General features: G+C 32.9%; 14 protein-coding genes and 1 other RNA gene. 11 read left to right on the plus strand and 4 right to left on the minus strand.

Annotation, left to right across the window (positions count from 1 at the left end):
* Nucleotides 1-49 precede the first annotated feature (49 nt).
* Together ACFWV9_RS12895 and ACFWV9_RS12900 are read left to right on the plus strand one after the other, a co-directional pair.
* Nucleotides 50-262, plus strand: coding sequence for a hypothetical protein (locus ACFWV9_RS12895; RefSeq protein WP_411895642.1), 213 nt, complete (start codon nucleotides 50-52; stop codon nucleotides 260-262).
* Nucleotides 252-809, plus strand: coding sequence for a Smr/MutS family protein (locus tag ACFWV9_RS12900; protein WP_411895643.1), 558 nt, complete (start codon nucleotides 252-254; stop codon nucleotides 807-809). The genes ACFWV9_RS12895 and ACFWV9_RS12900 overlap by 11 nt, the downstream gene beginning before the upstream one ends.
* Here ACFWV9_RS12900 and ACFWV9_RS12905 read toward each other — a convergent pair whose 3' ends face one another.
* Nucleotides 810-1,733 (minus strand): hypothetical protein, encoded by a 924-nt coding sequence (locus ACFWV9_RS12905; RefSeq protein ID WP_411895644.1) that lies wholly within the window; start codon nucleotides 1,731-1,733, stop codon nucleotides 810-812.
* 86 nt (nucleotides 1,734-1,819) lie between these two features.
* Between ACFWV9_RS12905 and ACFWV9_RS12910 the strand changes: the two genes are divergently transcribed.
* Complete coding sequence (locus ACFWV9_RS12910; RefSeq protein ID WP_411895645.1) at nucleotides 1,820-2,971, plus strand: cysteine desulfurase family protein; 1,152 nt, start codon at nucleotides 1,820-1,822, stop codon at nucleotides 2,969-2,971.
* Here the strand turns inward: ACFWV9_RS12910 and ACFWV9_RS12915 are convergent.
* Together ACFWV9_RS12915 and ACFWV9_RS12920 are read right to left on the minus strand one after the other, a co-directional pair.
* On the minus strand, nucleotides 2,961-5,378 hold the full coding sequence (locus ACFWV9_RS12915; RefSeq protein ID WP_411895689.1) for a carboxypeptidase-like regulatory domain-containing protein: 2,418 nt from the start codon (nucleotides 5,376-5,378) through the stop codon (nucleotides 2,961-2,963). The two genes, ACFWV9_RS12910 and ACFWV9_RS12915, sit on opposite strands and share 11 nt — an antisense overlap.
* Nucleotides 5,379-5,436: 58 nt before the next feature.
* Nucleotides 5,437-7,125 (minus strand): M23 family metallopeptidase, encoded by a 1,689-nt coding sequence (locus ACFWV9_RS12920; RefSeq protein ID WP_411895646.1) that lies wholly within the window; start codon nucleotides 7,123-7,125, stop codon nucleotides 5,437-5,439.
* 178 nt (nucleotides 7,126-7,303) lie between these two features.
* On the opposite strand from ACFWV9_RS12920, the gene ACFWV9_RS12925 reads away from it, so the two are divergent.
* The 4 genes from ACFWV9_RS12925 to rny all read left to right on the plus strand — a co-directional run bounded on the left by ACFWV9_RS12925 (nucleotide 7,304) and on the right by rny (nucleotide 9,721).
* Nucleotides 7,304-7,594 (plus strand): hypothetical protein, encoded by a 291-nt coding sequence (locus tag ACFWV9_RS12925; protein ID WP_411895647.1) that lies wholly within the window; start codon nucleotides 7,304-7,306, stop codon nucleotides 7,592-7,594.
* A gap of 18 nt (nucleotides 7,595-7,612) precedes the next feature.
* The gene (locus tag ACFWV9_RS12930; protein WP_411895648.1) at nucleotides 7,613-7,900 is read left to right on the plus strand and encodes a cell division protein ZapA; all 288 of its coding nucleotides are present in this window, start codon (nucleotides 7,613-7,615) and stop codon (nucleotides 7,898-7,900) included.
* A 58-nt stretch (nucleotides 7,901-7,958) separates the two neighbouring features.
* A non-coding RNA gene (ssrS, locus tag ACFWV9_RS12935) (6S RNA) lies at nucleotides 7,959-8,087 on the plus strand.
* A 56-nt stretch (nucleotides 8,088-8,143) separates the two neighbouring features.
* Entirely contained in the window at nucleotides 8,144-9,721 is a 1,578-nt protein-coding gene (gene rny / locus ACFWV9_RS12940; RefSeq protein WP_411895649.1) for a ribonuclease Y, read from the plus strand.
* Nucleotides 9,722-9,770: 49 nt separating this feature from the next.
* On the opposite strand, the gene xerD is transcribed toward rny, so the two are convergent.
* On the minus strand, nucleotides 9,771-10,679 hold the full coding sequence (xerD, locus tag ACFWV9_RS12945; protein ID WP_411895650.1) for a site-specific tyrosine recombinase XerD: 909 nt from the start codon (nucleotides 10,677-10,679) through the stop codon (nucleotides 9,771-9,773).
* Nucleotides 10,680-11,002: 323 nt separating this feature from the next.
* On the opposite strand from xerD, the gene ACFWV9_RS12950 reads away from it, so the two are divergent.
* The 4 genes from ACFWV9_RS12950 (at nucleotide 11,003) to ACFWV9_RS12965 (ending at nucleotide 13,192) form a co-directional block, all read left to right on the plus strand.
* Nucleotides 11,003-11,476 (plus strand): hypothetical protein, encoded by a 474-nt coding sequence (locus tag ACFWV9_RS12950; protein ID WP_411895651.1) that lies wholly within the window; start codon nucleotides 11,003-11,005, stop codon nucleotides 11,474-11,476.
* 139 nt (nucleotides 11,477-11,615) lie between these two features.
* Nucleotides 11,616-12,215, plus strand: coding sequence for a porin family protein (locus ACFWV9_RS12955; protein WP_411895652.1), 600 nt, complete (start codon nucleotides 11,616-11,618; stop codon nucleotides 12,213-12,215).
* 77 nt (nucleotides 12,216-12,292) lie between these two features.
* Nucleotides 12,293-12,709: a type II 3-dehydroquinate dehydratase gene (gene aroQ, locus ACFWV9_RS12960; protein ID WP_411895653.1), complete on the plus strand. Its 417-nt coding sequence runs from the start codon at nucleotides 12,293-12,295 to the stop codon at nucleotides 12,707-12,709.
* A 6-nt stretch (nucleotides 12,710-12,715) separates the two neighbouring features.
* Nucleotides 12,716-13,192: a hypothetical protein gene (locus ACFWV9_RS12965; protein ID WP_411895654.1), complete on the plus strand. Its 477-nt coding sequence runs from the start codon at nucleotides 12,716-12,718 to the stop codon at nucleotides 13,190-13,192.
* The last annotated feature ends 7 nt before the right edge of the window (nucleotides 13,193-13,199 follow it).

A 13,199-nucleotide genomic window follows, 5' to 3' on the forward strand; every position in this document is an offset into this window, starting at 1 on the left:
TTAAAAAAGTACTATGCTGTATTTTTGCTTAACAAAACACTAAAGGCAGATGAACTTTTCGAAAATCGTAAATTTATTAGCGATTATTATAGGTGGGGCAGTTGCGCTTTATGCACAGGCTGAAGAAAAACAAGATACTTACTTGTTAATTGGTGGTATCGTATTACTAATGTTTGGCATTTATAGAACATCTAGAAATATCCCAAGTAAATCTGATAAGCAGGAGGAAGAATCATTTATTAAATCGGAAGATGAAGATTAATATTGGTGATAATGTAGAAACCATTGACGATAATATAAAAGGTGTTGTTGTTGATGTTTCCGGGACCACTGTAACTATTGAAGATATGGATGGATTTGACTTGCAATTTGAATCGCATGAATTAATTGTGACTGCATCAGATAAAAAGTTAAGACAAGCGGTTATAAATACAGATTTAGAGCGTATAAAAAAAGAAAAAGAAGTAACAAAAAGGAGGCAGCAACCTTCCTCAAAATCAAAACAAAGACACGCACCAAAAATTTCTGTAGACCTTCATATTCATCATTTAACGGATTCAACTAAAGGTATGTCCAATTTTGATATGTTGAATTTACAAATCGATACAGCAAGAAGACGTTTAGAACATGCAATAAAGAATAGAATACCAAAACTGGTTTTTATTCATGGTGTGGGCGAAGGTGTATTACGACAAGAACTGGAAACACTTTTTAGGCGATATAATAACGTTCAGTTTTACGATGCAGACTATAAAACCTATGGTTTAGGTGCAACTGAAGTAAGGATATTTCAGAATATAAAATCTTAATTAATCATTTTCGGTAGTTATGTTTTCAATAGGGCTAACAAAACTACCAAGGTTTATAATAGTAGCGTCAATGATATCTAAACCAATATCTTCCAGAACAAAGACGCTTGTTGTGGTTCTCGTATACGTATTGTCTATAAAACCAGAATCAGGAAAGGCTTCCATTGCAGTAGGATGATTATACAGAAATCTTCTTACATTCATACCCTCTTCATTAGGTACAAAATCATTTAATGGATTCTCGTCTTCCGTAGGATCCTCAAGACGAGTTAAAATTCCATCGTTGTCATCGTCAGTATCTAAATAATCTGGTTGGTCCTCACCATCAGTATTTCTAGGATTGGTAAATGGATTATTGTCTCCATCATCATTATCATCTTCATTTATTGTTTTAACGTTGTCATTATCATCATCTTCATCTAAATAGTTAGGTATACCATCATTGTCAAAATCATCATTTGTTGGATCTCCATCACCATCTAAATCTTCATCTTCTGTTGGGATACCGTCATTATCGTCATCTACAATCGTAACAGTTACTTTGACAGTGCCACCATCTGTTTCGTAATCATCAATAACCACTATACTAGGGTCTGAGAGTTCATCGCATAGAACATCATCGCCTAGTACATTACTATAGGTTCTATAATTGAATCGTATTCCAGTAGATGATCCTATTTCTACTGAGTGTGGTTCATTTGCTTGCGTTTCATCTGTAAATAAATAGTCAAAAGCTGGTTTTGGTAAGGATAGGATTAGTGCCTCGTTGGGATCTTCCCGTGTATCATATAGCAAATAAAAATTTTCGAAATTATCACATCTATCTAATTCCTCATCAAATTCTAATTGAACATTAATGATGTCACCATCATCACATGTGGACAAAAAGACTAATAAAAAGAAAGCAAAAAAACGACGTGCCATAGATTCAATTTTCAACAAAAATAACGGATTTGTGAAATTATAACGCTGAAGTAATTAAATAATTTTATTTACGATATTTTTGCACCATGAAGTCAGTTTATTTAGATAATGCAGCAACAACTGCCATAAGACCTGAAGTAATAGATAGGATGACTGAAGTTTTAAAGGAAAACTTTGGTAATGCATCTTCTACACATAGTTTTGGTCGCTCATCCAAAGCTCTTTTAGAGCAGTGCAGAAAGAACATTGCGAGCTACTTCAATGTATCTGCATCTGAAATAATATTTACTTCTGGAGGAACTGAAGCAGATAATTTGGCCTTACGCAGTGCAGTTAGAGATTTAGGAGTTAATGAGATTATTATCTCAAAAATTGAACATCACGCAGTTTTACATACAGCTGAGCAGTTAAAGAATGAATATGGAGTAAAACTAAGTTTTGTTGATGTTGATGAAAATGGTTTTGTGAATTACAACCATTTGGAGGAGTTGTTAAAAGCTAGTGAAAAGGCATTGGTAAGTTTAATGCATATAAATAATGAGATTGGTAATATACTTGATATCAATAGGGTTGCAAATTTATGTAAATCATATGGCGCATTATTTCATACAGATACGGTTCAGTCCGTTGGCCATTTTAAATTAGACTTAGACCAAATTCCAGTAGATTTTCTCGCAGCTAGTGCCCATAAATTTCACGGTCCTAAAGGTGTTGGTTTTTGTTTTATTAGAAAAGAATCAGGTCTAAAACCTTTGATTTTTGGAGGAGAGCAGGAGCGAGGTTATAGAGCAGGTACAGAGTCCATCCATAATATTGTTGGAATGGATGAAGCCTTGAAGATGGCATATACTAACTTAGAAAAAGAACATAAATATGTCTCAGACTTAAAATCATATTTTATAAGTAGACTTAAACAGGAACTTCCTGAGATAAGCTTTAATGGAGGCTGTGGAGATTTAAATAAAAGTACATATACCTTAGTAAATATATGTTTACCAATTGCTCCTGAGAAAGCGCCTATGTTACAATTTCAATTGGATTTAAAAGGAATCGCGTGTTCTAAGGGTAGTGCATGTCAGAGCGGTAGCAGTCAACAATCGCATGTATTGAGCACGATCTTAAACAAAGCCGATTTGATAAAACCTTCGGTACGTTTCTCTTTTAGTATATTCAATACCAAAGAAGAATTGGATTATGTTGTTGAGGTGTTGAAGAATTTTGTTAATTCTAAAATCTAGCAGATAAACGTAGATTGAATACTCGTGGTGTAAGGAAATTAGGAATTGCAAATTGTCGTTTACTGTATACGTCTCTTACCCATGTGTTTGTAATGGTGTTTTGGTTATTGAACATGTTGTAAATTTCAAAACCAATCGAGAATTGTTTAAATGCTTTTTTCCAATTACTACTGTATTTTCGCTCTGGATTTACAATTTCATAAGAAATACCCAAATCAGCACGTCGGTAATCCCTAAGGCGTATTTGAAAATCATAAGGGTCGGCATAACTAGGTGACCCTCCGGGAACTCCAGTATTGTAAACAAGGTTTAAATACATTTTTAAATCGGGCATGTTGGGTACATAATCTTGAAACAAAGCACCAAATTTTAGTCTTTGGTCTGTAGGTCTCGCAATATAACCACGATTATCAATATTCTCTTCTGTCTTTAAATATCCAAAGCTAAACCAAGATTCTGTACCTGGCACAAACTCACCATTTAACCTCATATCTAAACCATAAGCATAAGCTTCAGCATTATTTTTCGCTCTATATCTTATCCTTACATTTTCTAAGGTATAAGGATTTACGTCTGTAAGACCTTTGTAATATGCTTCCGTAACCAGTTTAAATGGTCTATCCCACATTTCGAAACTATATTCATTGCCAAGCACTATATGAAATGATTTCTGAGCTTTTACATTGGGCTGTACAACCCCAGAAGAATCTCTTAACTCCCTATAAAAAGGCGGTTGATAATAAAGACCACCAGCAACTCTAAAGAGCATATCCTTGTCCCAATTCGGTTTAATTGCAAATTGAACACGTGGACTAAAAACAGTTTGTGTGTTAGATTCTATTCCTTCACCACTAACAGTCCAATTATGTGCTCTAACTCCTGCATTATAAAATACTTCATTGTCACCCCAAGTAGTTCGCTTACTGTATTGCGCAAATGCTTGAATTCTTTGAATTTTCACCCTATTAAGCGCTCTTATATTTTCAAAAGCGGTAAGAGGTCCCGAGAATGGCTCGTAAGGTTGTAAATTTGGTTGACTGAAATTAGGAGGTCTTATTGAGAAACCTGCAGAGTCAATTACTTCGTATTCCACCAGACGATCACGTATATCTTCATCTGTATACTTAATAGACCACTCTAATGTGCTTTCTTCATCAATACTATAATCTCCTCTATGCTCAACATTAACAATGAAAGCATCTAATTCGTTACGCGCATGTGTTAATTGAGATCCAATACCTTCACTAAATTCAACTTCACCCAAGTCATCATCTCCAATATTGGTGTTTACTTCACCCAATCTATACTGTGCAAATATGTCGAAGAATTCTTGTTCAATAGTGTGATAAGCAGAACCAATGAGCTTTAAAGTAAGATCATCATTAACGAAATAATTGGCTTTAAAAGCTCCGAAGTAAGTTTGGTATTCGTCCTCTTCTTGTCCGTCATAAAACACTAAAAGAGCAACAGGTTCTTCTAAAGTACCAAAATTAGTTTGCCTGTTTTCTGGCTGAAAATTATACTTATTTAACGAAATGTTACCCAAAAAGTTAAGATGAAACTTATCTGAGAAACGATAGGTAAGATAAGTTTGAGCATCAGCAAATACAGGCTCAACATTACCTTCAGTTTCAAGATTATTTAAAATTAAACTATTGTCTCTGTATCTTACTCCAGCAATTCCTGAAAATTTCCCATCTTTTGAAACTGTTTCTCCAGCAATACTTCCCCCTAATAAACTAAGGTCTGCTCTTACTCCAAAATCAACCGGATTGCGATATGTAATGTCTAATACAGACGATAATTTGTCACCATACTTAGATTGAAAACCACCGGCAGAAAAATCTACGTTAGCAACCATATCAGTATTAACAAAACTTAACCCTTCTTGGTTACCAGATCGTATTAAAAACGGACGATAAACCTCAATTTCGTTAACATATACTAAGTTCTCGTCAAAATTGCCACCTCTAACAGAATATTGTGTACTCAATTCGTTTGAGATATTCACTCCTGGTAATGTTTTAAGAATATTCTCTACGCCAGGCTGAGCGCCTTTTATGGTTCTAATAACCTTTGGAGAAATTGTAGTTACACCATTGACCTTTTGCCTCGTATTGCTTGTTAAGACAACAGTGGCTATTTGTTCAGCTTCAATCTTCATAACAGGATTAAACTCAATTTCCTGGCCATTTTTTAAATTAAATACTTGAAGAATTCGTTTATGGCTAATATGTGTAAACTCTACTGAAATTTCTTGACCAGATGGAATTTTTAACTCGTAAAAACCATTGACATTGGTTGCGGTACCTTCACCAGTACTTGCTTTAATATTTACTTCACTGACAGGAAAGTTGTTCTCATCTAATATAACACCTCTAATCGTTGCAGATTGCGAAAAGGACATAAGTCCAATCAAGAGGGTGAAAAATGTTATTAAATGTAAGTGTTTCAAACAGATTAATTTATTTCCTAAAAAAGGTCGCTTCAAAAGTAGAACTATTTCCAATATTATCTGTAACAATTATTTTTAAATCGTTCTTGGTGTCTTTAACAATATTATCATTGAAATCATGAACAAGAGATTTAGTTTTATAATCATATTCCATTAGTATCCATTTACCATTCACTGTTGCCCTATATTTACTAATTCCAGACAAATCATCATCTATTTTAACCTTTAGGTAACGATATTTGCTTAGCCATTTTTTGTTTTGAAAATTCACAGGTTTAATTGTGGGAGCAATAGTGTCCATCGCAAGTGTATAAGTTCCAAAAACTTTACTACCAGCACTTAATGTATTACCTTTTCTTGTAGTATATACGTAGCTAGGCTTTTTATAATAACCATAAAGCTTAGCAATAAACAGCTTGTCTTGATGTTCGCTTTTATAATTACTTATATCATAATTAATATAGAAGTTCTTTTGCAGAGGTATTTTATCTTCATCCAATTTAAGGGTATCAGAATTTACGCTAAAATCAATCCAAACATCATCATAGACTGTATTTTCATAAAAATTCACCTTCACGTTGCCTGAATTTAAAACGGTGCTCTTATCGTTATATACTAATGATTTTCCATCTATATTTTCCTCTGATTCAGAATTTGGTTTTTTATACTTGCCACTAATAGGGATATTTACCCATGTTTCATTTTGTTTGTAGTCTCTAATCCTAATTTTGTAAACAGATGATGTACTATCTTCAATTTTCACATAGCCATTATCATACGTTTCTTTATATAAGCTTAAAGGATTATTTGATTCTATAAATAATTTTTGAATTCTAGACTTCTTTGTTTTCCAGTATTCGTAATCAATTAATCGCTTAATATGCTTTGTTTCACTGAAGCTGAAACGCTTAAAATCAATCTCTAAACTTTTATTACCATTAAAAAAGGTTTGAATATTGCTAACGCCATTCTTGTTGGGTGCCAAGTCTTGTTTATCGTAGGTTGTAACTCCAAATCCTATGTTGCCATGAGCTGTAATTTTTTCAACTTCGTAATCACCACTTTTTTTTGGGATAAGCCTTAAGGGTATACGCTCGTTTTTACCATTTATAAGTGCATCATTATCTTTAGGATAAGCATAAACACCTATTACAAAGGGCGCTTTGGTATCTTTAATATCTATACCAAAAAGCATAGGGTTCATTGGTCTTTCCTGATTGTCTCTAATTTCAAAATGCAGGTGAGGTCCGCCAGATCCGCCAGTATTACCTGAAAAAGCAATAACCTCGTTGGCATCAACAAGGAGTTCTTCAGGACCAGGAAATACTTCAACTTCAAAACTCTCTTTTTGATACTGGCACATTTTAATGTAATCTTCTAATCGCTTTGAAAATTTCTGTAAATGCCCATAAACCGTGGTATAACCATTTGGATGTGTTATATAAATTGCTTTACCATATCCATAATGCGATATTTTTATACGACTCACATAACCTTTTGCAGAGCTATAAACTTTCAATCCTTGTTTGCCTTGTGTTTTTATATCTAAACCACCATGGAAGTGAGAAGATCTTAATTCAGCAAATGTGCCTGAAAGTACAAGTGTTATATCCAAAGGGTTCTTAAAATAATCCTGAGGGTATTCTGATTGCGAATACAAGGAAGTGCTCAATAAAAGTAGAATCAGAAGATTTCTCATTATAATTTCAATAGTGGCTAATTTATTAATTTGAATAGGAAATGCAAACCCAAATACGGTATTATTTTTCTTAACGAATTAATTTTTTTATTGTTATCTCAGCTAAAAATAATTGTAAAAGAATTGTGTTTTTTAATTTGGTATGTTAACTTTGTTTCAACAGTATTGAATTACTTTAATGAGTAAAATTGAAGACATTGTTGATACCTTAGAGAATAAAATCAGTAAGGTTTTGCACAAACAAGAAGTTTTAAAGCAAACTAATGCAAAACTGTCTGAAAAATTAGAACAGAATCAACAAAAACTCATAGAACAACAAGAGGAAATAGCTTCTTGGAACGAGAAATACGAAACGCTCAAAATTGCAAATTCAATGCTTGGTGGTGACGAAAATAAACGAGATACAAAGCTCAAAATAAATGCACTTATCAGAGATATAGACCATTGTATAAGTCAACTCTCAGAATAAAGTTGTAAATTAGACTAAATGTCAGATCAATTAAAAATTAAGCTTTCAATTGCTAACAGGGTTTATCCATTAACCATTAATCCTCAGCAAGAAGAGGGCTTGAGAAAGGCTACAAAGAAAATTGAAGCTATGATTGGTCAGTTTGAGCAAAATTACTCTGTAAGAGATAAGCAAGATGTACTAGCAATGTGTGCTTTGCAATTTGCAGCTCAAGTAGAGCAAAAGTCAATAGATAAAGAATATGTCAATGAAGAAGTTCAGCAAAAGTTAGAAGCTTTAAATGAACTGTTAAATGCGCATATTTAACTCGTACGTTCTTTAAAATAAAAAGGTTACTGCCTACATTAGTTATATTTTTTGATAAACTCAACGTTAATTCTTTAAAAAGGGTGAGTTGAAGTTGTAAAATCGTGCTGTTAGTGCTAAACGTGTTTGGTATCTTAGACAGATTTTTGATCAGCTTGTTAGCCCTAAACTTGTTTTTAAGGAGTTTATACAGAATCCAAAACTGATGTAGGCTTTTTTATACACTAAAACTAAACAACAAACATGGACACTAACACAATTTTATATATTGTTGGAGGCGTAATTTTAGGATTTATATTAGGTTTGATTATTACCAAATCATTGGGAAAAGGAAAAGCATCAAAATTAATTAAGGATGCAGAAATTGAATCTAAATCCATTCTTAGGCAGGCAAAATCTGATGCCGAAGCGCTAAAGAAAGACAAGATATTACAAGCAAAGGAAAAATTTATTGAACTTAAATCAGAGCATGAGAAGGTAATTTTGTCTAGAGACAAAAAAATGGCTGAAGCTGAGAAACGAATAAGAGATAAAGAATCACAAATCTCAAACGAATTATCAAAAGCAAAAAAATCTAATCAATCATTAGAGAATAAGATTAAGGATTACGACTTCAGGCTAGAGTTTTTAGAGAAGAAGAAAGTTGAAGTTGAAAAAGCCCATAAGAGTCAAATTAAACAACTAGAGGTTATTTCTCAGCTATCTGCGGAAGAGGCGAAAGGACAACTTATAGAATCCTTGAAAGAGGAGGCCAAAACAGATGCTATGGCATTTGTGCAAGACCGCATAGAAGAGGCTAAACTCACTGCTCAGCAAGATGCGAAAAAAATAATCATAAATACAATTCAGAGAATTGGTACTGAAGAGGCCATTGATAATTGCGTCTCTGTATTTAATATAGAATCTGATGATGTTAAGGGTAGAATTATTGGTCGAGAAGGAAGAAATATAAGAGCAATTGAATCTGCAACTGGTGTAGAAATTATTGTTGATGATACACCAGAAGCAATCATATTATCTTGTTTTGATTCTGTTAGACGTGAAATAGCGAGACTGTCTCTACACAAATTGGTAACTGATGGTAGAATTCATCCAGCACGAATTGAAGAGATTGTTAGAAAGACAGAAAAGCAGATTGAGCAAGAAATTATAGAAGTTGGTAAACGCACCGTTATCGATTTGGGTATTCACGGATTACATCCAGAATTGATTAAAATGGTTGGTCGTATGAAGTACCGTTCTTCTTATGGTCAGAACTTGTTGCAACACTCACGAGAAGTTGCTAAACTTTGCGGTGTTATGGCTGCTGAATTAGGACTGAATCCTAAACTAGCAAAACGTGCGGGATTATTGCATGATATTGGGAAAGTTCCATCTTCCGAAGCTGATATTGAAACTCCACACGCTATACTAGGAATGCAGTGGGCTGAGAAATATGGTGAAAAACCAGATGTGTGCAATGCAATAGGAGCACACCATGATGAGATAGAGATGACAACTTTACTTTCACCTATAATTCAAGTTTGTGATGCTATTTCTGGTGCAAGACCAGGAGCAAGACGTCAAGTATTAGATTCGTATATACAACGACTCAAAGATTTGGAGGATGTTGCATTTGGTTTTACGGGTGTTAAGAAAGCATATGCAATTCAGGCAGGTAGAGAACTAAGGGTCATAGTAGAAAGTGAAAAAGTATCAGACGATAAAGCAGCAAGCTTGTCTTTTGAGATTTCACAAAAAATACAAACGGACATGACATATCCAGGACAGGTAAAAGTTACTGTAATAAGAGAAACTAGGGCAGTTAATATTGCCAAATAAGAATAAAGTATTTATTAAATAAAAGCGTTCAATTTTTTGAACGCTTTTTTTATTTTCTTGGATGAAATTTATTTAAAACTTCACTTAAATGAGATCGATCTACATGCATGTATATTTCGGTGGTAGTTATACTCTCATGACCCAACATCATTTGTATAGCTCTTAAATCTGCACCATTTTCTAATAAATGCGTAGCAAAAGAATGCCTGAAGGTGTGAGGTGAAACGTTCTTCTTTAATCCTGACTTTTCTACTGTTTTTTTAATAATTGTAAATACCATGGCACGTGTAAGCTTCTTGCCTTTATAATTTAAGAATAAGACATCCTTAGAATCTGTTTGAACTTTGATATGGTTTCTAATGTCTTTCCAAATGTTTATAAACTTCTGTGTTGTGTTACCTATGGGAACAAATCTTTGTTTATCGCCTTTGCCTGTTACTTTAATGAACCCTTCATCAAAGAACAAGTCTGAAAGCTTTAAATCGATGAGTTCACTTACACGAAGACCACAACTGTATAAAGTTTCTATTATGGCTCTGTTACGCTCTCCAAGATTTATACCTTGATATTGGTAACTTAAATCAATTGAATTTATCAGTATATCAATATCCTCAACAGAAAGCGTATCAGGTAGTTTTCTGCCAATTTTAGGAGATTCAATTAAATCAAGAGGATTTGATGTTCTATAATTTTCAAATATTAGATAATCAAAAAAGTTACGTAAACCTGAAATTAGCCTGGCTTGCGATCTAGGATTAATAGATTTTGATATAAAATAGATAAACTCTTTAATCGTATCATTATCAACATTGATTGGGTTTTTGGGCATTGAATTATCGTTAAGATAATCTATCAACTTCTTTATATCATAACTATAATTCTCAATTGAGTTGGGAGATAATCCACGTTCTATTTTAAGGTAGTGCTGGTAATCTGTTAGCGCATGTTGCCATTTCATACGTTGAAAATAATAAATTCGAGCAACATTTAGCTGTCATTGAATTTCAGATTTTATAAAATGAAATTTAAAGCTAGAAAAGCAAGAATTCATAATTTATAAATTACTGTAAATCAGTATTATAATTTTTAAAAAATTTTAGAGAATAAAGAAAAATCTATAAAGAATACTAGAATAATGTTAATAACATATTTTGTAAATAACTAAAAATCAATAATATATAAAAATATGTTTATAAAATTGTTAATAACTATGACAAAAGTCATGAAAAATTAAATTTTATACACTAGTTTAGCCTTAATCAATTTTAAAACTTTATAATTATGAAAAATTTATTTTTAGCTGTTTTTGCAGTATTTGCTTTTGCAAGTCTAAGTGCACAGAATTTCAGTGCTGGTTTAAATGCGGGAATACCTGTTGGTGATGCTGATACAGCATACAGTTTTAACATTCAATTGGATGTTGCTGCTTTATGGGAAGTGTCAGAAGCTTTTGATGCTGGTGTAACTGCTGGTTATTCTAATACTTCACTTAAATCTGATTTTGATGGTGATGCAGCTGGTTTTATTCCTATTGCTGCTGCAGGTCGTTTTGCAGTTTCTGATGATATATCATTAGGTGCTGACTTAGGTTATGCTATAGGTGTAAATGATGGTAACGATGGTGGCTTTTATTACCGCCCAAGAGCTTCTTATGCTGTAAGTGAAGCTATTGATATTGTACTTGCTTTTTCTAATGTAAGTAATGATGGCTTTACTTTTAGTGCACTAACTTTAGGTGCAGAATTTGGATTATAGTCATTAGATATAATAATAAAAAAAAGAGGGGCAAATTGCCCCTCTTTTTTTATGCTTGTTTTTTAATACTGACCAATATCATTTCATCTGATTTTTTCCGATGATAGTTTTGCAATTGTAATCATTAAATTAAATAATTATGAGAAAACTTTTTTTATTTATGGCATTGGCGTTTTTTGGAACGGCCATCTTGCAGGCCCAAGTAAAATTTGGGGCAAAGGCAGGTGTAAACTTCTCAGATATAACAGGTGAAAGAGTTGATAGTTTTGATGGTAGAACATCATTTCATTTTGGCGCAGTAGCCGAAATTGAGATTTCTGAAAAATTCTCATTTCAACCAGAATTGATATATTCTTCACAGGGATCTGATTATACAGAAGATTTTGAGGGTGATGAGTTGGACGGCTCTGTAAAGGTTGATTATTTAAATGTTCCGTTAATGGCAAAATATTATGTAACTAATGGATTAAGCGTTGAGGCAGGTCCACAAATAGGATTTCTTTTAAGTGCTAAGGATGAATACGATGATGAAGAAGAGGATATTAAAGATTTCTTGAAAAGTACTGATTTTGGAGTAAACTTCGGTTTAGGTTATAAGTTGGATAGTGGGTTGTTTTTCTCAGCGAGATATAATTTAGGTTTAACAGATAACTTAGATGTAGATGAAACTGAATTTGAAACAGAAGGTGCAGAATACAAAAACAGTGTAATCCAAATCGGCATAGGCTATTTCTTCTAAATCTTAATTGATATAATAAAAAACCAAAGCTGACCTGCTTTGGTTTTTTTATATCCTTATTTTAATATCTTTACTTCATGAAGAAATTGATGATAATTAATGGACCTAATTTAAATTTACTTGGTAAGCGTGAACCAGAAATATATGGATCTCAAACTTTTGAAGATTATTTTCAGGAGTTGAAGTCTAAATTTAGGGATGTGAATTTAGAGTATTATCAGTCTAACATTGAAGGAGAAATTATTGATAAATTGCAAAAAGTAGGTTTTAGTTATGATGGCATCATTTTAAACGCAGCTGCTTATACACATACCTCTGTTGGTATTGGTGATGCGATTAAAGGTATTGAAACACCTGTAGTGGAAGTGCATATTTCCAACACATTTGCTCGTGAGGAGTTTAGACATCACTCTTATATTTCACCAAATGCAAAAGGTGTTGTTCTTGGTTTTGGACTAAAAAGTTATGATTTAGCAATTGAAAGTTTTTATTAATTGGATATGAATAAGTTTTTACTCTCCATATTCGTTTTAATATTCCATTTAAGTTCTATTCAAGCACAAACAGAGTTCGGTGTTAAAGGTGGAGTTAATATCACGTTCTTCAAGGTAGATGAAATTAACTTTGGTGAATATCCTGATACAGAATTAGGTTTTTATGGTGGTTTTTTTGCGGATTTTGAAATTGACTCAAGCCTTCATATTCAACCGGAATTGTTATATATAGGTATAAGCGATTTTCAATTTTTGAATGCTCCCATTTATTTGCAATATGATGTCAATAAGAACTTTCACCTACTAATTGGTCCAAGTTTAAATTACTTTTTTGATTTCTTTTCTAACAAATTCAAAGTCCGTGCAGATATAAGTTTAGCATATAATTTATCATCCAATCTTGATATACATATGAAATACACACTTGGTTTTGAGGAGCTTTCACCAAATGTCATGTTTCTAGGTGTTGGTTATAAGCTATAAAAAAAGC

It is taken from the genome of Winogradskyella sp. A2, assembly GCF_046762865.1.
GTDB lineage: Bacteria > Bacteroidota > Bacteroidia > Flavobacteriales > Flavobacteriaceae > Winogradskyella.